Genomic DNA, 18,126 nt, shown 5'->3' with positions numbered 1-18,126 from the left:
GGAGTTCTCAAGGGACGGTTGCGGTCCCGACCGGGGTCGGGTGCGTGGGAAGACTTGGCTGCGTGACCTACTTGCCGGTCGGCGTGGCTCAGGCGGCGGCGGGTAGGTAGTCGAGGTTGAGGGTGCGCCGGTTGTGGGCCGGTATCGGCCGACGTGTCGGGTCGACAGCGGCGGGTGGGATGAGCCAGGGATGTCGGTCGTGGCCCATGATCACCTGCCAACCGTTGTGGTGGATGTCGGCATGACACGACGGGCACAGCAGACAGCCGTTGTCCAACACCGTGATTCCACCATCAGCCCAATGCACGATATGGTGGCCTTGGCAGCGGGAGGCCGCCACGCCGCATTTGATGCAACACTCGTCGCGTTTGTGCAACGCTTTACGCAGATGGGCTGGGAACAGGCGTTTGTCTTTACTCATCTCCATCGGCACCGCCTCGCCGTCGACGATCGCGACGGTCGCGGTGGTGTCACAGGTTAGGGTGCGCAGCATGGCTTCGGTGAGTGAGCCCATGAATGGTAGTTCGGCCAGGTCAGGGGTATCGGCGGGCACCGACACCAGCATCTGGTGACGGGGTGCCGAGGCCGCATCGCCGCTGCGGGCAGCGATATCCAGCAACGCTTCGAGGGCGTCGGCATGCCGGCGCTCGGTGGAACGCGCATCCGGTGAGCCGTCAGGTTCGGGGCGGGGTGCCGCCAACTCTTCCATTGCGGCCGAGAATTTTTCGCCGACTTCGGTGTTGAGGTCGGCACGTACCTGCAGGCGTCCGTCACCGTCGACATCGTGGGTGAGCGCATTGAGGTTGCGGTCCTCGGATGCCGGTAGCCCACCGGTGTCGGCGGCGGCCTGGTTGCCCAGACGACGCGCGTGTTTACCGATGTCGGCGGGGGTGGCGCCGGAAAAGAAGTGCGCGAGAAGTTCGGTCACGATGTTTAGACGCGCCACATCGTCGATCGGTTCCGCCGATCTTTTCCCGACATGATCGACTCCTTTACCCACCGCATCCACATGTTCGGCGGAGATCGCCCCATCGGCGGCATGCGCGGCCAGAGTGGGTAGCTGCTCGCGTGCGGCAGTGATACGGATCAGCCGGGAGGCGACCGCCGGCGCGAGCCCCATCACGATCAACAGTTCGCTGAGTTTGCGGCCGTGGTCGCGGGCCACACCGAGTCGGTCGAGCGCACCGACCACCGTGGCGGCGTGATGGTCGATCAGGTTACGTAACGTGACCAGAGCGGTCATCGCATCAAACGCTGCACGCCCCGACATATCGTCGCCCAAGTGCAGGTCACGAACAGAATCAGTGATGGTGGTGAGATCCCCCGAAGCTCCCATGACTCCACTATGGTCGAACACCAGTTCGATGTCAAGGAGTTTCTTAAAGATAGTGCAGAAGATTTTTGAGCGGGTGGGGTGGTTTCGATACGCGGCGGGCTCGCAGGCTCGCACGCCGCTACTCAACCAGCGGCATGGGCTCGCTCGTCGCTACTCGACATGCGACAGGGAGTGTTGCTGCGGGGCGGGGGTTTCGATACGCGGCAGGCTCGCTCGCCGCTACTCAACCAGCGACGGGGGGCGGCGGTGCATGGGCAGCACGCCGCTACTCAACCAGCGCCAGATAGCGGCGGTGCATGGGGCGGCACGCCGCTCATCAACCAACGGGCTGGGGTGCGTTGTCCACCAGTTCGTGGGTGACGCCGTAGGCGGCGCGCATGCGAGTCATCTCGGCGTCTCGGACGCGGTAGCCCCGTTGCGAGATGCGTTGTGGACCACCGCCGATGCGCATTCGGAGGTGACCGAATCCCGCCATCACGGGCGCGCCCGCGCGGATGACGTGCTTGAGTCGCGTGTCGGGGATGTGTAACGCATCGGCGTCGGAATCCCCCAGGAACACCCGCTGGAGCGCATGGACCAACCGGGTGGCCGCCGCGCGTCGGGCGGCGGTCGGGCCCGGCAGCGTATTGGCGATCTCTGGGATCAGGTAATCGTCGGTGAGTGCGACCACGAACTCGCGGTCGTGGTCGTCAGGTCCGGGCGAGGTGAGTCGGTAGAGTTCCTCGATCCGGATGTGATCGGACTCGTCGGCCGGATTCAGCTCTGGCTCCATGCCGATTACGTGTCCGACGTAGCGCCATAGGTGATAGACGGCATCGAGGTCGTCGTCGCTGAGCCGAACCCCGAGGCTGTGCATGGCCTCAAGCGCGATGTGGCCGAACTCGGCCATCGTGAACGCCATGTACGGCTGCGGGATCGGCACACCCCACGCCGGCTCGTCCCATTTCCCGGACCGGGACAGGCCGCGACGCACGTGCGCATGGATCATCCGAACCCGGACGGTGTAGGCGAAACCGCCGCCTTCACGACGCATCCCGCCCGGCGTCAGGATCTGACGCATCCACTCGCCGACCTCGACCGACCGGACGGCGGGCATCGACGCGTACCGGCCGGTCTGCACCAACGGCTTGCCTGCGATGCTGTTGCCGGCTCCGCGCAGCAACGACGCTGCGGCCAGTACCACCCCCAGCGCCGCGGTGTGCCGGATCAGTGCGTCGGCAGCGCGGTCGAGCCGGGTGTGATCGACCCAATCGGGCTCGTCGTCCAGGAATTCGAAGAGGTTCCGCAGCGAATCGGGGGCATCGTCGAGGGCGTCGATCCCGTGCTCGAGCGCAGTGCGCACCGCGTCGGTCGTCGACGATCCGGCGAAGTTGTCGTTCGCCACGGCGTCCGCGAGTGCATCGCCTTGCCACATCGCCGACACCCACCGTTCGCCCGCCGCGCCGTAGCGTGCGACGGCGAGGTCGGCGTTCACCAGTTCTCCGGGCGGGTGCAGTTCCACGGCTTCAGTGAAACACGAGGAATCCTCACTTACTATTCACTTTCATGGCCGGTGCCGCGCGACGCTCTCCACCGAGATCCCGACGTGCCCGTCCGCAGCAGAATCGCAGCGTTGAGATGCGCAGACGACTTCTCTCTGGCGCGGTGGAGCTTTTGGTCAGGCGGCCGGGCATCCGTCCCACCACGCAGCAACTCGCCGACCATGCTCACGTCAGTATCGGCACGGTCTACCGCTACTTCGCCGACATCGATGCACTCATCGAGGAGTTGCGTGCGGCCGCGATCCACGACATCACCACGTCGTTGGCCACCGGCGTTGGCCGCGCGATGGACGCGGAACCCATGACCGCGATGGTGACCATCGTCGAGACGTTGACCGCCGCGTTCGAGAAGCACGACCCGGTCCTGCGCGTGTCGTACTCGACCACCGAGGCGGAGTTCGGCGACGCATGGGCAGAGGTCGAAGAACCCCTGGTCCCGCTGGCCCGCATCCTCCCCGCCCGACTGCGACCGGACCTCGAGCCGCATGAACTCGACGATCTGGTGTTCCTCACCATGGGCGCAACCGCCAATCTGTGTCTGCGCATCGCGCTGTTGCGGCCCGACGGGGCCGACCGCGACGAGTTGGTCGCCACCGCGGCCCGGATGTTGCTCGCCGCGGTGCTGCCGCCGGACACGCCGCCCCGACCAGTCACACGGTGACCGGCCACATCTGTGTCCGCGCCACACATGCCGCGCGGCGATCGGCCATCGACATCCGCCGCGGATCGGCCAGGTATGCGTCGAACCCGGCCCGGTCGTCGAACTCGATGACCTGGGTCTCCAACGGATGTGACGGATCGTCGTCGGTGCGGCGGGCCCGCACCAGCACACGACCGCCGTGCGCAGACACCAGCCGCAGCACGTCGTCCTCATAGGCGTGGAGCGCGTCGTCGCAGCCATCGACGGACCACAGCAGGACGACCAACGTGACCGGCACGCCATCACGCTACGCCCGCAAACGCCACCAGATGTCTAAGGTCGAGAGCGTGCTCACAGTCGAGAATCTGACGAAGGTCTTCGGGCCGGTGCGTGCCGTCGACGACCTTACCTTCGAGGTTCGCCCCGGCCTGGTGACCGGTTTCCTGGGACCCAACGGGGCAGGCAAATCCACGACGATGCGGATGATGCTCGGTCTCGACCGCCCCACCGCCGGAACCGCGACCGTAGACGGCCGGCCCTATCGGGAGCTCGACGCCCCGCTGCGCCAGGTCGGCGCACTGCTCGACGCGAGCTGGATTCATCCCAACCGCAGCGCGCGTTCGCATCTGCGCTGGATGGCCGCGTCCAACGGCATCCCGCGGCGGCGGGTGGACGAGGTCCTCGACATGGTGGGCCTCGCGTCGGTGGCCGGCAAACGCGCCGGTGGGTTCTCGCTGGGTATGAAGCAACGCCTCGGCCTGGCGGGAGCGATGCTCGGCGACCCGCACACCCTGCTGTTCGACGAACCGGTCAACGGTCTCGATCCCGAGGGCATCGTCTGGATCCGCGGGTTCATGCGCAATCTGGCCGCACAGGGTCGCACCGTGCTGGTGTCGAGCCACCTACTCACCGAGATGTCGCTGACCGCCGACCACCTTGTGGTGATCGGACAGGGAAAACTGATCGCAGACTGTTCGGTCGCCGAGTTCACCAGCCGGGCATCGAGCAGTGTGCGGGTGCGCAGCCCACAGCTCGACGCCCTGCACCGGGTGTTGGCCGAGGCCGGATTGCGGGTCACCCCCGCCGTGGCTTCCGATGGCCGTCCGGTGCTCGACATCGCCGACGTGGTCACCGATCAGGTCGGCGACATCGCCGCGCATGCCGGAATCGTGCTGCACGAACTCACCGGAGCCACCGCGTCACTCGAAGAGGTGTTCATGACGATGACCGCCGGTGCGGTCCAATATCAGGGTGGCGGGCCGGCCGGCACCGCCGCGCAGGGAGGACCGCGATGATCACGGCGATGGATGCCGAGCGCATCAAACTCACCTCCACGCGCTCGCCCTACTGGTGTGTGGCGATCGTCGCGGTGCTGACCATCGGATTGGCTTTGGTGACCGGGGCCACCACCAGCGGTCCGCTCGCGTCGACACCTGGTGAGGCGGCGTGGACGGCCCTCATCGGCCTCAACTCGTTCGGTGTGTTGGTGTTGATGATCATGGCGGTGCTGGCTGTGACCAGCGAGTACCGGTTTGGCACCATTCGGACCACATTCCAGGCCGTGCCGCGTCGGCCGGTCGTGCTCATCGCCAAGGCTGCTGTTTTCGGTCTGCTGGCGTTACTCGTCAGCGTGCTGCTGGCCATCGTGGGTGTCGCGTTGGCGCGTGTCGTCGGTGGCACGACGGTCGGCATCGAGTTCGGCGACAGTGTGGTGATCCGGCAGATCTGGGGTACCGCCGTGCTCGCGGCGCTCTACGTGGTCATCGGCCTCGGTGTCGGCGCGATCGTCCGTCACACCGCGGGCGCGATCGTCATCGTCCTCATCTGGAACCTGGCGTTGGAATCTATCCTGACCATCCTGCCCAAGATCGGCGACCACATCGCCCCCTTCCTGCCGTTCGCCAACGGCAGCCGGTTCCTCAACGGCGACCTCGCCGGCACCGACTACCACTGGAACGTCTACGGGTCCCTGTTCTACTTCGCGGTGTTCGCGGCAGTGATCTTCGCGCTCGGCATCGTCGTCACCGACCGCCGCGACGCCTGAACTGTGTAGTACATCGGTATGTACGCGTACCGTCACCCACCCTGACCTGTGTCCCGACCGAGGCCGTGAGACTAAACTCTCCCCATGTCCTCCGATTGGCCTCTGGTCGAGCGCGAGAAAGAGTTCCGCATCATCGAAGCCGCACTGCGCGGCGAGACGAATGCGTGTGGTGTTGTGCTGACCGGCGATTCGGGTGTCGGTAAGACCACGCTGGCCCGCCACGTCACCGCCGCCCTCGACGGCGGCGTGCGGTGGGTCGCCGGTACCGAATCCGCCCGCAGCATCCCGCTCGGCGTGTTCGCTCATCTCGTCGGCCCGGCGACGTCGAGCGACCCGGTGACCTACCTGGCCGCCGCCCGCGAATCGTTGCTGTCCGACGGCAACGTCGTGATCGGTGTCGACGACGCGCACCTGCTCGACGAACTGTCGGCGACCCTGTTGCATCAGCTCGCCATCGATCGTGCCGTGCACATCGTCGCCACGGTGCGGTCCGGGGAGAGCGTGCCCGACGCCGTCACCTCGCTGTGGAAGGACAATCACCTCACCCGAATCACGCTGTCACCGTTCAGCAAACAGCAGAGCGTCGAACTGATCGAATCGGTGCTGGGTGGTCAGCTCGAAGGTCTGTCGGCGGATCTGATGTGGGAGGCCTCCGGCGGTAACGCGCTGTTCCTGCGCCACCTCGTGGAAGGGGCGCGCCAAGCCGAGACGCTCCGTCAGGTGAATGGGATCTGGCAACTACGTGGACGCGCCGCGATCACCTCCGAGCTGGCGTCGTTGTTGGAAAGCCGGATCGAGCAGCTCGACGACTCGGTGCTCACGGTCCTCAAGTACCTTGCCCTGTGCGAGCCTCTCGACATCGACATCCTCGGTGACCTCGCCGGCGACGAGGCGGTCGAGGAAGCCGAGATCGCCGGACTGGTGCGGATCTTGCGTGACGGCCGCCGACTCAACGTGCAATACAACCATCCGTTGTTCGGTGAGGTCATCCGGCACCGACTGGGCCTGGCCTCGTCGCGTCGGTTGCGCGGCAAACTGGTCAAGGCGTTGCAGACCCGCGGAACCGACACCGCCGCCGAGCGGATCCGGCTGGCCGACCTCGCGCTGGAGAGCGACGTGGGTGTCGATTCCGGGCTCATGAGTGCGGCCGCCCGCGATGCGTTGGCCTTCGCCAACGCCCCGCTGGGTGAGCGTTTCGCCCGCGCGGCCGTCGCCGAGGGCAGCGGCTTCAGCGCCGCCGAGCCGTTGGCACGGTCGTTGATGTGGCAGGGGTATGCGTCCGAGGCCGACGCGGTGCTCGACAGGTTTCGGCCCGAGGACCTCAACGAGATCGAACTCATCTTCTGGGGTGGGCTGCGGTTCGCGACCATCTTCTGGGCCATCGGCGATGCCGATCGCGCCGACGAGGTCCTCGAGATGCTGCAGGACAAGGTCACCGACCCGAACTTGGCCCTGGTGGTCAGGGGTTTCATGTCCGCGTGCGCCGCCTTCGAGAACCGAATCGACGAGGCGATCGCGCTGTCGGAGGAGGTGCTCGACTCGGCGGACCCGTCCCCGTGGGCGGTGGAGTTCGCCGTGCTGGGCGGTGGACTGGCCCGAGCTGTTGCCGGACGCGGGGACGAGGTGGCTGCTCTGGCGGCGCGGGCGCGCGTGGCCGAGACCCAGACCGACGGTCTGCTGCGGTTTCCGGCCGGACTCGGCGAGATCCTCGCACTCACCCTGACCGGTCAACTGGATGAAGCGGCGACCCGCGCCGACCGGTACGTACGGTTCTCCAACATCGGCCAGTACGTGGGTTGGGCGTTGGCTGGAATCCTGGTATCGGTCGTCGAGCTGGCGCGCGGCGACAGCGCATCGGTCGGCCGCCGGATGGAACAGACGCTTGCCACCCTGGACAGCGGCAACGGGGTGGCCGAATCCTGGAACTATCCCGCAATGTTCTACGTGGTGCAGGCGTTCAGCGCGTGCGGGCGGACCGACGACGCCGAGCGTGCCCTGCGTCGGGCGCACACCAAGTACGGCCGCCACATCGCCGTGTTCGGTCCGATGTTGGCGGTCGCGGAGTCGTGGCAGCAGGCCTCGGCCGGTACGGTGTCGCTGGCCGTCGAGACCGCGGTCAAGGCCGCCGACGACGCCCGACGAACCGCGCAGTTCGCTATCGAGGCCGAGGCCTTGCACTCCGCGGCCCGGTTCGGTGATCCGTCCGGCGCGCAGCGACTCCGCGAACTCGCCGGGATGATCGATGGACCGCTCGCGGGACTCTACGCTCGTCACGCCAGCGCGCTGGAGTCGCGTGATGCCGTCGAACTCGACTTGTGTGCAACGGAATTCGAGCGTTTGGGATTTCGGTTGTCGGCGGCCGACGCGGCGGCGCAGGCCAGTGTGCTCCATGAGGCGGAGGGCAGCCGGGCCGCGACGGTAGCGTCGGCGGCGGTGGCCAACCGGTTGGCCGCCGAATGCGGCGGTTTGCGGACACCCGCGCTGGTGGAATCCGCACAACCGTTGCCACTGACCACCCGCGAACGCGAGATCGCCAACCTGGTGGCGGCCGGTCTGTCCAACAAGGAGATCGCGCAACGCCTGACGGTGTCGGTACGCACCGTGGAAGGCCACATCTACCGCGCCTGCACCAAACTCGACGTCGCCGACCGGTCCGAGATCGCCGCGCTGCTGCTCAAGGCGAGCTCCGGCAGCAACTGAGGTCGACTCTCACCGAAAGCGCCCGACCGACCCGGTCTGCGCGCGACAATGGCCATGCCGTGGCGCTCGCAAGTGCGAGTCGCGGCGACGTCGGGGCCTGGACGCGAGAGGCGGTTGGAGTGGGCGAATCGGTGGTGCTGGCCGAGGTGCGGACAGCGTGCGAGTTGCGGGCGGTCAGCGAGTGGGCGGAGGTTCAGCACCCGGGCGCGCCGGTGCGGTCGGTGCGCGAGGCCGACCTCGATTCACTCGCCGACGACACCCTGCTGATTCCGGCGAGGGTGGCCTGGCTGCCTCCGGTCCGCAAAGGTGAGCGGCGGGTCACGATGGCCGACGTGCTCGTGCTGTCGAATCCGCGCCGCCCGGTCGCGCTCACCCAACCGGTCATCAAACGTCGCAGACCCGATCGGCTGCGGGTGGTGCAGGGCGAACCGGCCACGATCGCAGACCTCCGCCAACGTCATGCCCAGAATCTGGCCGAAGGCGAGTCGTTTTCCGCCTACGTGACGGTGCAGGCGGCGCTGTCGGCCGAACGTGCCGAACGTCAGATCGTCGGAGACCGCTACAAGGTGCCCCGACTGGTCGCCGAGCAGATCGGTACATCGGCGCGGTTCCAGGCGGGTGCAGCAAAACTCGCTGCCGAACTCGGTCGACCTGCCGCAGTCGTGGTGCAGGAGGCGACCGACAAGATGTCGACCTTCGTCGCCACCCAGAGCCGACTGATGGACGACGTCTTCTCGTCGATCTTCAGCAACCTGCATGACCGCACCTGGACGGTGTCGGTGGATCTCGGCACCCTCAACCGGCTCCGTGAGCTCAACAAGTCAACCGGTCTGATCTTCTTGCCGTCGCACCGCTCCTACGTCGATCCGCTGGTGCTCTCGGAGGTCCTGCGCAGCCACGACTTTCCACCGAATCTCGTTCTCGGCGGAAACAATCTGGCGTTCTGGCCGGTCGGTCCCATTGCCCGCCGCGCAGGAATGATCTTCATCCGCCGCAAGTTCGGGGCCGATCCAGTCTACAAGTTCGCCATGCGCTCGTACCTGTCGTTCATCGTGGAGAAGCGCTTCAATTTGGAGTGGTACATCGAAGGCGGACGCAGCCGGACCGGCAAGCTGCGCAAGCCGATGCTGGGTCTGCTCGCCTACGTCGTCGACGCGGTGGAACAGCTCGACGACGCCGACGTGATGATCGTGCCCACCTCCATCGTCTACGACCAATTGCACGAGATCGGCGCGATGGCGAAGGAATCCGCGGGCGGAACCAAGAAGCCGGAGGGCGTGGGCTGGCTGCTCAAATACGCGAAAGCCCAACGGCAGTATCTCGGCGAGGCGAGAGTCCGTTTCGGCGAACCGTTTTCGCTACGACAAGCGCTCGCCGATGCGGGCGAGGGTCCGGCGAAACTCGAGAAGGTCGCTTTCGCGGTGATGGACGAGATCAATGCCGCCACACCGATCTCGGCGACCTCGCTGGCCGGCTTCGCGCTGCTCGGCGCCCGCGACCGCGCCTACACCGCGGCGGAGATCGAGACGATCCTGGCACCGTTGCTCGACTACATCGACCGCCGGGATCTGCCCGGGCCCGATCCCGATCTGTGTCGGGGTATCGGCTTGCGCCGCACCCTGGGGGTGCTCCACGACGCCGGTGTGCTCACCAGGTTCGATGGGGGCCCCGAGACCGTGTGGTCGATCGCGCCCGACAGCCACGCGGTGGCGGCCTACTACCGCAACGGGGCGCTGCACCATTTCGTCGACCGCGCCATCGTCGAACTCGGCCTGCTGGCCGCCGCGGGTGGTGCGTTGGCCGAAGACGGCTCCGGTGAACTGCTGCCGTCTGCTCAGCACGAGGCCCTGCGTATTCGTGACCTGTTGAAGTTCGAGTTCTTCTTTCCCGCCAAGGAGGTGTTCCTGCATCGGCTGGGCGCCGAACTGGACCTGATGTCCCCGGAATGGCGGACAGTCAATCCCGACCAGGCATGGACCGATCGCATCCTGCGTGAGCACGGTGGTTCGCTGGTCGCGCGACGAACCCTGCAGCCGTTCTTCGACGCGCAGCTGGTCGTTGCCGAAAGCCTGGTCGCGGCCGGTACCGACACCCCGATCGACAAGGACACCATGCTCGACGAATGTCTCGGCCTCGGTATGCAACTCGCATTGCAGAGCGTGGTCAAGAGTCGTGACTCGGTGTCCAGAGAGTTGTATGACGCGGCCTACCAGCTCGCTGACAACCGCCACCTCATCACCGGCGATGGAATCGAGGATCTGGCCGCCGGGCGCCAGGCGTGGCTCGACGAGGTGAACGTGATGCGGGACCGGTTGACGCGGATCGCCGCGATCGAGGCGGAGCATTTCGGGGAGGCCCTGCGCGGAGTGGCACGATGAGCACCTTCGCCGACCGGCTGCGGGAGATCCGGGCGGCACCGAGCGGCAAGAAGGTCGGCGCGTTCTTCGACTACGACGGCACCTTGATCGAGGGGTTCTCGGCGAGCGCCATCACGCGGGCGCGGTTACGCAGCATGGATTTCGGACTCGGCGAACTGACCGGTGCGATTCTGATCGCGTTGCGAGGGGTGACATCCGAACAGGACTACGCCGAGGTCCTCGAACTCACCAAACCCGCATTCGCCGGCAAAACCTATGCCGAACTGCTCGCGTTCGGAGACCACCTGTTCACCCATGAGACCGCGTCCTTTCTGCGGCCGCAGATGTGGCAGATCATCCGAGCGCATCGCGAGCGCGGACACCGGATTGTGATCGCCTCCTCGGCCACCCGGTTCCAGATCGAGCCGATCGCCCGCGAGATCGGCGCCGACCATGCCCTGGCCACCGACGTCGAGGTGGTCGACGGCGTCGTGACCGGCCGGGTGCTCGGCCGCCCGCTGTGGGGGCCGGGAAAGGCCGCTGCGGTCCGCGCATTGGCCAAGGAGCACGAGGTCGATCTCGACGCCTCGTTTGCCTACAGCGACGGCAACGAGGACATCCCGTATCTGGAGTCGGTGGGTCATCCGGCGGCGGTGTCACCGCGCTATGGGCTGCGGGCCGAGGCGGAGGCGCGCGGGTGGCCCATCATCGACCTGCGCAACCCCCGTCACAACCGGATGGCGATGGCCGTGCGGACCGGTGCCTTCTACGGGTCGTTCATCGGTGCGGCGGTGCTCGGTGCCGCCGGCGGGTTGGTGCGACGAGACCCGAGCGTGCTGGTGGAGTCGGCCATCCCGACCGGCAACGACGTCGGGCTCGCGCTGGCCGGGATCGACGTGGCGGTCCTCGACGGCGCGCAGTACCTGACCTCGAATCGGCCGTGCGTGTTCGTGTTCAATCACCAGTCCAAACTTGATCTGCCGGTGCTGATCCACCTCATTCGGCGCGACGCGACCGGGGTGGCCAAGAAAGAGGTCAAGCGGGTTCCGGTGCTGGGGCAGATACTCGACGCGGCCGGGTTGGTGTTCATCGACCGAGGCGACCCAGGTCGTGCGATCGAGCAACTCAGACCCGCCATCGGAAAACTTCGCGACGAGGGGGTCTCGTTGGTGGTGGCCCCGGAGGGCACCCGGTCGTCGACACCGCGGATCGGGCCGTTCAAGAAGGGGCCGTTCCACATCGCGATGCAGGCCGGCGTCCCGGTGGTGCCCGTGGTGTTGCGCAACACCGGCGAATTGATGTGGCGGGGTGCGCAGTTGATCGCACCGGGGACAGTCGAGGTGAAGGTTCTGCCACCCGTCGACACCTCGCGCTGGCGGGCCGAGACCGTCGGCGACCATGCGGAGGAGGTGCGGCAGATGTTCATCACGACGCTGGCCGACTGGCCGGTGGAATCCTTTGAGGACGGCCGTATGACGCGATCGACAGGGGACAACCGATGAGCGAACCCGATCGGCCGCTGGACTGGGCCAACGAACCGCACATGAGTGCGGTCGATGCGCTGATGTGGCGTGGCGACACCGACCGTCGACTGCGTGGCACCATCTGCATGATCGAGATCTACGACTGTGCGCCCGAGTGGGATCGGCTGATCGAAGCCCATGACTGGGGTAGTCGCATGGCGCCTCGGTTCCGGCAACGGGTGATCGATTCGCCGTTCGGGACCGGCACCCCGAGTTGGGCAGTCGATCCCGACTTCGACCTGCATTACCACGTGCGTCGGATGCGGTTGTCCGGCGACGGTTCGATGCGCGAGCTCTTCGCCATCTGTGAGCAACTCGCGATGACCGCACTCGACCCCGGCCGACCGCCGTGGGAGGGCACGCTGATAGAGGGGCTCCCGGACGGCAGGGCGGCCTACTTCCTCAAGGCCCATCACGCGCTGACCGACGGGATGGGCGCGATACTCGGTTTGGCACAACTCCATTCGACCTCGCGTGAGCCGATCCCGGGCAAGCCGCAACCGCCGCGCCCGGAGCCGGTCACCGTCTCGGCGCTCGACGTACTCGGCCGTCAACTGGCCGAAGAGGTGCAGCGGCTACCGCATCGCGTCGACACCACCTGGCGAGGTGTGCGCGCTCTTGCCCATCCGCGGCGAGCGCTGAGCACCGCGCTGCGGTACAGCCGATCGGTACCCCGGGTGGCCGGGCTCGTCAGCCCACCAGGGTCGCCGCTGTTGGCGCAACGCAGCCTCTCGTGGCGGTTCAGCGCGTTCGAGGTGCCGTTCGACGACCTGAAAGCGGCCGGTAAGGCGGCGCGGGCGTCGGTGAACGACGCCTACCTGGCGGGGCTGATCGGTGGATTGCGGCTCTATCACGAGAAGATGGGGCGGCCCGTCGACGCGATCCCCGTTGCCATCCCGATCTCGGTGCGTCGCCCCGAGGACCCGGCCGGGGGCAACCGGATCGCGGTGGGCCGCATGGCCGGACCGGTGGGGATCGAGGATCCGTTCGAGCGACTACTCACCATTCGTGAACAGGTGCGCGCCGCGCGCACCGAACCCGCCGTCGACATCTTCAACACCCTCGGCTCGCTGCTGGCCTGGTTACCGGGACAGGTACTGGCCCAATTCAGCGGTGCGACAACGCAGAACGATCTGCAGGCCAGCAACGTGCCCGGAATCCCCTGGGACACCTACGTCGCCGGTGCGAAGGTGGAGCGGATGTTCCCGTTCGGGCCGCTGCCCGGCTGTGCGGTGATGGCCACGATGATCACCCACAACGGCGTCGCCTGCCTGGGCCTGAACTCCGATGCCGCGTCCATCACCGAACCAGAGCTCTTCGCCGACTGTCTCGTCGACGGCTTCAACGAGATCCTTGCCCTGGCCGCCGACGGTGACGACCCGCGTGCCGCCGGGACGATGCGGCGCGTGATCTGATCGGTCACGGCTGCTGCAAGCTGCGACGCACCTCGTTGTCATCGACCTGCCGGAAATCGTCGTAGGAGCCGCCGACGGCGTAGAACGGCTCCGGGATGCTGACGCAGAGCACCTTGTCGACCTCGTCCTCGGCGGCGAACCGGTCGAGCACATCGCGCGGACCGGTCGGCACGGCGACGATCACGGCGTCGGCGCCTGCAGCACGTACCGCCCGCAACGCCACCTCCATCGTGGACCCGGTCGCCAGGCCGTCATCCACCAGGATCACCGTGCGTCCACGCACAGATAGCGGTTCGCGACCCTGCCGGTAGCGGCGTTCCCGGTCGACCCGGATCCGGTCCTCGCGGTCGACGATCTGCCTGAACTGCTCCTCGGACACCTCCAACCGGCGCGGCACGTCGTCGTTGACGACGATCTCGCCGGCAGCGATGGCGCCCATCGCGAACTCGGGGTGATCCGGTGCGCCGAGTTTGCGTACCACCAGCACATCGAGCCGGGCACCGAGCGCCGAGGCCACCTCCCGGGCGACGGGCACTCCACCGCGCGCCAACCCGAGAACCACGGTGCGGTCGGCCGCGTCCATGAGCGCTGGATCGGCGCTCAACATCCTGCCGAGCGAGGCGCCGGCCTCGGTCCGGTTAGCGAAGACCTCACTGCGGCGCCACATCGCGTCACACCTTGATCGCGGGGCCGATGTCGACGGCGAAACTCGGCAGGTCGGCCAAGCTCATCTTGGCCTCGTAGGTGCGGTCGTAGCCGGTGGCGCAGATCCGCCATCCCTGATCGGTCCGGCGATAGCGATCGCGGTAGAACGCTGCGCCGATCAGCATGAACTGGAAGTCGGGCACGATGACCCGATCCTGCAGATACCAACGGCCGGTCGCGCAATCACCCTCGACGTCGATCTCCGGATGGGCGACGCGATGTTCGGTGATCACCGCGGGCCCCACCGAGGTGCGCATGTAGTCGACCAGTTCGGCGCGGTTGCCGAAGTTCAGGCTCGAGCCGTATTCACCGGTGATGTCGTCGGTGAGGGTTTCGGCGAACACATCCCAGTCCTTGGTGTCCAAGGCGCGCAAGTACCGGTACTTGAGCTGTTTGATCGACTCGAGATCATCCATGCACTCAACATCTACCGGGTCGACCCGGTCCGCGGAAGGAAAAGCGACCAACGTTCCCAGTCGGCGGGTGAGTGCGGTGGTTGACAGGTCGCGGCGCCGACGCGAATGTGGACGACATGACCTCATCCGTCGGTGAATCCGATCAGCAACGGGCGCGACGCGCCTACGAGACCATCGAGCCGTTCCATGTCCTCGCGTACTTCAATCGGGGCCTGCGCGAGGCCCAGCAGGACACCGGTCTCGACGGCCACGGGTTCTATGTCGGCGCGCGCGGTGCCCCGATGGGTGACTGCGATGCCGCGGTGGTGACCGCCGCGTTCTTCAACTTCTCTGCCGATGTCATCACGCCGGCCTGGCAGGCGGCCCGTGACGTGGGGCTCGATCGGGTCGCCGCACGCCGTGACCAGATGCTCGACGAGCAATTGGGTGCAGTCCTCGGCGACCTGGTCGAGGACCCGGAGATCCGCGATCTCGAGAAGCGTTATCGGGAGATCGCGGCCGATCTGCCGATGGGCGGGCGGCCTCTGGCTGCCGGCTGGAACGCCTCCCCAGTGCCCGATGTGCCGCACGTTGCGCTGTGGCAGGCGATTGCGATCATCCGGGAGTGGCGCGGTGACAACCACATCGCCGTCCTGGTCAACCATCAGTTCGGCGGGCTCGACGCGGTCGTCTTCCACGAGGCTCAACTGCCCGACCCCACGATTCGTCGGCGGGTGCTGGGCCGCAAGCTGGTGCAGCTGACCCGTGGATGGTCCGACGAGGCGTGGGAGGGTTCGGTGGACCGGCTCGTCGCCCGCGGTCTGGCGACCCGCACCGACGACGGCCATCAGCTCTCGGATGCCGGGGTCTCGCTCTATCAGGCCATGGAGGCCGAGACCGACGCGCTTACCGCACCCGCCTGGTCGGGTAGCGGCGTCGACGATCTTCTCGAACGCACCCGCCCATATGTGAAGGCGGTCATCGACGCCGGAGTCCTGCCCGGCACCCGCAAGAAGGACTGATATCTCTGGCTGCAGTTCCGGGTTCCGGCTTGGGACCGGACCTGCGGCCACACCCGGCAGGCGCGGCCAGAACTTCTGGTCACGAGGTGCTGCCAGGCGGCGGTGCGTCGATATCGTCGTCGTACGGCTCCGCGATGGGTTCGGGTTCGGATTCACGGCCGCGTCGCCAGCCACCCTTCTGCGGCGGGGCCTCGCCGAAGTGGTCGGGGTCCCCCGAGCCGTACCAGGCGACCAGTACCGCACCCACCACGGCGCCGACGAAGCCGACGATCGCCAGCCAGCCGAGCCCGGCTTTGGCGTTGTCGTTGAGGAACAGCACGCCGACCAGGCTGGGGCCGGCCGTCTCGCCGACCACCAGTACCGCGGTGACCCCGTTGACCGCACCGACCTGCAGTGCGACGGTCTGCACGAAGAATCCGACCGCGCCCGCGACCGCGATCGTCCAGGCGGCCGGATCGGTGATCAGCGCGATTGGGTCGAAGGGGTCCACGCCGTCGAGGACACGCACGGCGATCGCGATGACACCGAACAACAGGCCGGCGGTCGCGCCGCCGACGATTGCCGCATGCCTGCCGAGCCGGTAGACGCCGAACAGGGCGATGGCGCACAGGCCGAGCGTGGCGACGAACAACTCCCAGTGGAAGACGGCGCTTTCGCCGCCACCGGTGTGGTGTTCGGCCGACAGTCCGAGTAGACACAGCGACAGCACGACCAGCCAGATCGCGATCCAATCGCGGGTGTGCAGTGCGATGTTGAGCATGATCGTGCCCAGCAGGGCAGTCACCACGAGGTTGGCCGACACAATGGTCTGGGACAGGAAGAGCGGCAGGAAGCGTGCGGCGAGTGCGCCACCTGCGAAGCCGACGACGACCATCATGGTGCCGAGGATGAAGGCCGGATCGAGGAACGTGGAGGTGGTGGACCGCAGCGACGGACCGCCGGCGGCGTTGGTGTACGACGCCTCGGTGCCTTCCGCACGAGCAGTCATCGCCACTCGCCGCGCGCCCAGTGCACGCAGCACCGTGGACATGCCGTAGGCGATCGCAGCGAGACAGGCGGCGATGACGCCGATCACGAACATCCCACACCCTCCCCACACCTGGTCACAGCCGTTTCCCGAGTCACATCAGGATTGTGCAACGTTCTGGGCGGCCCGACTATTCCTTTTCTGCCGTTGTTTTCCGCGGCGTCGGCCGACTCCGGTGAGAGAGCCTAATGGGCCTCTCCTACACTCACGACGGTGGGCACTACCGGTAGCAAACGCGTCCTGATCACATTCGGGCGATCATTTCTCACCCTGGAACTGGCCCGGCTGATGTCGGCGGCCGGTCATCGCGTGACCATCGTGGACAGCATTCCCATCGGTGTCACCCGGTTCTCCCACGCCACGACGTCGTTTCATCGGGTCCCGGCACCGAAGTTCGAACCGCGGGCGTATTGCCATGCCTTGGCGAAGATCGTCACCGACGAACACATCGACATGGTCATCCCGATTCATGAGGAAACCGACATCCTGTCGATGATGGTGGATCTCTTCCCACCCGAGTGTGAACTGTTCCTGTCCGACTTCGATACCGAGAATCGGCTGCACAACAAGTTCGAATTCCAGCAACTGCTCGCCGACAAACAATTCCAGACGATGAAGTTCGCGCAGGTGCGCGGACCGCAGGATGTGGCCGGACTGGATTTTGACGCGCCGTTCGCACTCAAGGAGTGCTATTCCCGCGGATCACAGCAGGTGCACAAGGTGATGCCGGGGGATTCGCTGGACTGGCTCGAGTTCGATCCGCTCAACCCATGGTTGGCGCAGGAGTGGGTCTCGGGCAAGCAGTACTGCACATATTCGATCGTCCGTGAGGGGCACATCCACGCTCACGCGACCTATCCGGTCGACTATGCGATCGGCGGAAGTTCGTGCCTCAACTTCCGGTCGGTTCGCCACGACGGCATCTTCGACTGGATCTCGGAGTTCGTGCGGGACATGAACTTCACCGGGCAGGTGGGTTTCGACTTCATCGAGCATCCCGGGCGCGGGCTGTACTGCATCGAATGCAATCCGCGGGCCACCAGCGGGATCATGATGTTCGCTCCGGCCGACGGCGTCGATCGGGCCTTCTTCGGTGAGAACGATGACGTGATCACCCCGGACCCCAACGTGGACAAGATGATCGGGTTGGGCATGCTGCTCTACGGCTGGCGCAAGGATTCCCGCGGCGACCGCAGCCTGCGGGAGTTCGTACGGGACTTCCGGGGCGCTCGTGATGTGATCGGTTCGTCCGGCGACAACCGCCCCGCGATGATGCTGCCGGTCGCTTACCTCGGAATCCTGCGCAGTTGCCTGAAGTACCGCGTCGGTCTCGCCGAGGGTTTCATGCACGATCACGAGTGGGACGGCCTCCGCATCTCCGAGTGATTCCTGCTCCCTGAGCAGGGGGCCGTCACCACTGT

Annotated in this window: 15 protein-coding genes; 9 read left to right on the top strand and 6 right to left on the bottom strand. The window is 66.6% G+C overall.

Annotated elements, in window-relative coordinates:
* Window positions 1-88: 88 nt before the first annotated feature.
* Entirely contained in the window at window positions 89-1,336 is a 1,248-nt protein-coding gene (locus OSB52_RS16310) for an HNH endonuclease (protein WP_266062727.1), read from the bottom strand.
* 316 nt (window positions 1,337-1,652) lie between these two features.
* Window positions 1,653-2,837 (bottom strand): oxygenase MpaB family protein, encoded by a 1,185-nt coding sequence (locus OSB52_RS16305; RefSeq protein WP_266062726.1) that lies wholly within the window; start codon window positions 2,835-2,837, stop codon window positions 1,653-1,655.
* Window positions 2,838-2,953: 116 nt separating this feature from the next.
* On the opposite strand from OSB52_RS16305, the gene OSB52_RS16300 reads away from it, so the two are divergent.
* Window positions 2,954-3,538, top strand: a complete 585-nt coding sequence (locus tag OSB52_RS16300) for a TetR/AcrR family transcriptional regulator (RefSeq protein ID WP_266062725.1) — start codon at window positions 2,954-2,956, stop codon at window positions 3,536-3,538.
* Here OSB52_RS16300 and OSB52_RS16295 read toward each other — a convergent pair.
* Window positions 3,528-3,815, bottom strand: coding sequence for a DUF1330 domain-containing protein (locus OSB52_RS16295; RefSeq protein ID WP_266062724.1), 288 nt, complete (start codon window positions 3,813-3,815; stop codon window positions 3,528-3,530). The genes OSB52_RS16300 and OSB52_RS16295 overlap by 11 nt on opposite strands.
* A 49-nt stretch (window positions 3,816-3,864) precedes the next feature.
* Between OSB52_RS16295 and OSB52_RS16290 the strand changes: the two genes are divergently transcribed.
* The 6 genes from OSB52_RS16290 to OSB52_RS16265 all read left to right on the top strand — a co-directional run bounded on the left by OSB52_RS16290 (window position 3,865) and on the right by OSB52_RS16265 (window position 13,556).
* On the top strand, window positions 3,865-4,812 hold the full coding sequence (locus OSB52_RS16290) for an ABC transporter ATP-binding protein (RefSeq protein ID WP_235721848.1): 948 nt from the start codon (window positions 3,865-3,867) through the stop codon (window positions 4,810-4,812).
* On the top strand, window positions 4,809-5,561 hold the full coding sequence (locus tag OSB52_RS16285; protein ID WP_266062723.1) for an ABC transporter permease: 753 nt from the start codon (window positions 4,809-4,811) through the stop codon (window positions 5,559-5,561). The genes OSB52_RS16290 and OSB52_RS16285 overlap by 4 nt, the downstream gene beginning before the upstream one ends.
* 84 nt (window positions 5,562-5,645) lie before the next feature.
* Window positions 5,646-8,261, top strand: coding sequence for a helix-turn-helix transcriptional regulator (locus OSB52_RS16280; RefSeq protein WP_235721850.1), 2,616 nt, complete (start codon window positions 5,646-5,648; stop codon window positions 8,259-8,261).
* Between the two features lie 119 nt (window positions 8,262-8,380).
* Complete coding sequence (locus OSB52_RS16275) at window positions 8,381-10,639, top strand: glycerol-3-phosphate 1-O-acyltransferase (protein ID WP_372512445.1); 2,259 nt, start codon at window positions 8,381-8,383, stop codon at window positions 10,637-10,639.
* Window positions 10,636-12,120, top strand: coding sequence for an HAD-IB family hydrolase (locus OSB52_RS16270; protein WP_266062722.1), 1,485 nt, complete (start codon window positions 10,636-10,638; stop codon window positions 12,118-12,120). The genes OSB52_RS16275 and OSB52_RS16270 overlap by 4 nt, the downstream gene beginning before the upstream one ends.
* Complete coding sequence (locus OSB52_RS16265; RefSeq protein ID WP_266062721.1) at window positions 12,117-13,556, top strand: wax ester/triacylglycerol synthase family O-acyltransferase; 1,440 nt, start codon at window positions 12,117-12,119, stop codon at window positions 13,554-13,556. The genes OSB52_RS16270 and OSB52_RS16265 overlap by 4 nt, the downstream gene beginning before the upstream one ends.
* Before the next feature lie 4 nt (window positions 13,557-13,560).
* Here the strand turns inward: OSB52_RS16265 and OSB52_RS16260 are convergent, their stop codons facing one another.
* Both OSB52_RS16260 and OSB52_RS16255 read right to left on the bottom strand, forming a co-directional pair.
* Window positions 13,561-14,223 (bottom strand): phosphoribosyltransferase, encoded by a 663-nt coding sequence (locus tag OSB52_RS16260; protein WP_266062719.1) that lies wholly within the window; start codon window positions 14,221-14,223, stop codon window positions 13,561-13,563.
* A 4-nt stretch (window positions 14,224-14,227) separates the two neighbouring features.
* A complete protein-coding gene (locus OSB52_RS16255) occupies window positions 14,228-14,677 on the bottom strand; it encodes a nuclear transport factor 2 family protein (RefSeq protein WP_266062718.1) in 450 nt (149 codons plus the stop codon).
* Window positions 14,678-14,793: 116 nt separating this feature from the next.
* Between OSB52_RS16255 and OSB52_RS16250 the strand changes: the two genes are divergently transcribed.
* Entirely contained in the window at window positions 14,794-15,678 is an 885-nt protein-coding gene (locus tag OSB52_RS16250) for an SCO6745 family protein (protein ID WP_235721856.1), read from the top strand.
* A gap of 79 nt (window positions 15,679-15,757) precedes the next feature.
* Here the strand turns inward: OSB52_RS16250 and OSB52_RS16245 are convergent, their stop codons facing one another.
* Window positions 15,758-16,759 (bottom strand): DMT family transporter, encoded by a 1,002-nt coding sequence (locus OSB52_RS16245; protein ID WP_235721857.1) that lies wholly within the window; start codon window positions 16,757-16,759, stop codon window positions 15,758-15,760.
* Between the two features lie 234 nt (window positions 16,760-16,993).
* On the opposite strand from OSB52_RS16245, the gene OSB52_RS16240 reads away from it, so the two are divergent.
* Window positions 16,994-18,091 (top strand): ATP-grasp domain-containing protein, encoded by a 1,098-nt coding sequence (locus OSB52_RS16240; protein WP_266062788.1) that lies wholly within the window; start codon window positions 16,994-16,996, stop codon window positions 18,089-18,091.
* Window positions 18,092-18,126 lie beyond the last annotated feature (35 nt).

Source organism: Gordonia aquimaris, assembly GCF_026262595.1.
GTDB classification, from domain to species: domain Bacteria; phylum Actinomycetota; class Actinomycetes; order Mycobacteriales; family Mycobacteriaceae; genus Gordonia; species Gordonia tangerina.
The sequence above is the reverse complement of the archived record's forward strand: the minus strand, read 5'-3'. Positions and strand labels throughout refer to the sequence as shown.

What these genes read in the sequence shown, in the direction of transcription:
- OSB52_RS16245 (WP_235721857.1), bottom strand. Translation starts at nt 16,759, where the DNA reads ATGTTCGTGATCGGCGTCATCGCCGCCTGTCTCGCTGCGATCGCCTAC.
- OSB52_RS16260 (WP_266062719.1), bottom strand. Translation starts at nt 14,223, where the DNA reads ATGTGGCGCCGCAGTGAGGTCTTCGCTAACCGGACCGAGGCCGGCGCC.
- OSB52_RS16255 (WP_266062718.1), bottom strand. Translation starts at nt 14,677, where the DNA reads ATGGATGATCTCGAGTCGATCAAACAGCTCAAGTACCGGTACTTGCGC.
- OSB52_RS16310 (WP_266062727.1), bottom strand. Translation starts at nt 1,336, where the DNA reads ATGGGAGCTTCGGGGGATCTCACCACCATCACTGATTCTGTTCGTGAC.
- OSB52_RS16250 (WP_235721856.1), top strand. Translation starts at nt 14,794, where the DNA reads ATGACCTCATCCGTCGGTGAATCCGATCAGCAACGGGCGCGACGCGCC.
- OSB52_RS16300 (WP_266062725.1), top strand. Translation starts at nt 2,954, where the DNA reads ATGCGCAGACGACTTCTCTCTGGCGCGGTGGAGCTTTTGGTCAGGCGG.
- OSB52_RS16240 (WP_266062788.1), top strand. Translation starts at nt 16,994, where the DNA reads ATGTCGGCGGCCGGTCATCGCGTGACCATCGTGGACAGCATTCCCATC.
- OSB52_RS16280 (WP_235721850.1), top strand. Translation starts at nt 5,646, where the DNA reads ATGTCCTCCGATTGGCCTCTGGTCGAGCGCGAGAAAGAGTTCCGCATC.
- OSB52_RS16285 (WP_266062723.1), top strand. Translation starts at nt 4,809, where the DNA reads ATGATCACGGCGATGGATGCCGAGCGCATCAAACTCACCTCCACGCGC.
- OSB52_RS16270 (WP_266062722.1), top strand. Translation starts at nt 10,636, where the DNA reads ATGAGCACCTTCGCCGACCGGCTGCGGGAGATCCGGGCGGCACCGAGC.
- OSB52_RS16265 (WP_266062721.1), top strand. Translation starts at nt 12,117, where the DNA reads ATGAGCGAACCCGATCGGCCGCTGGACTGGGCCAACGAACCGCACATG.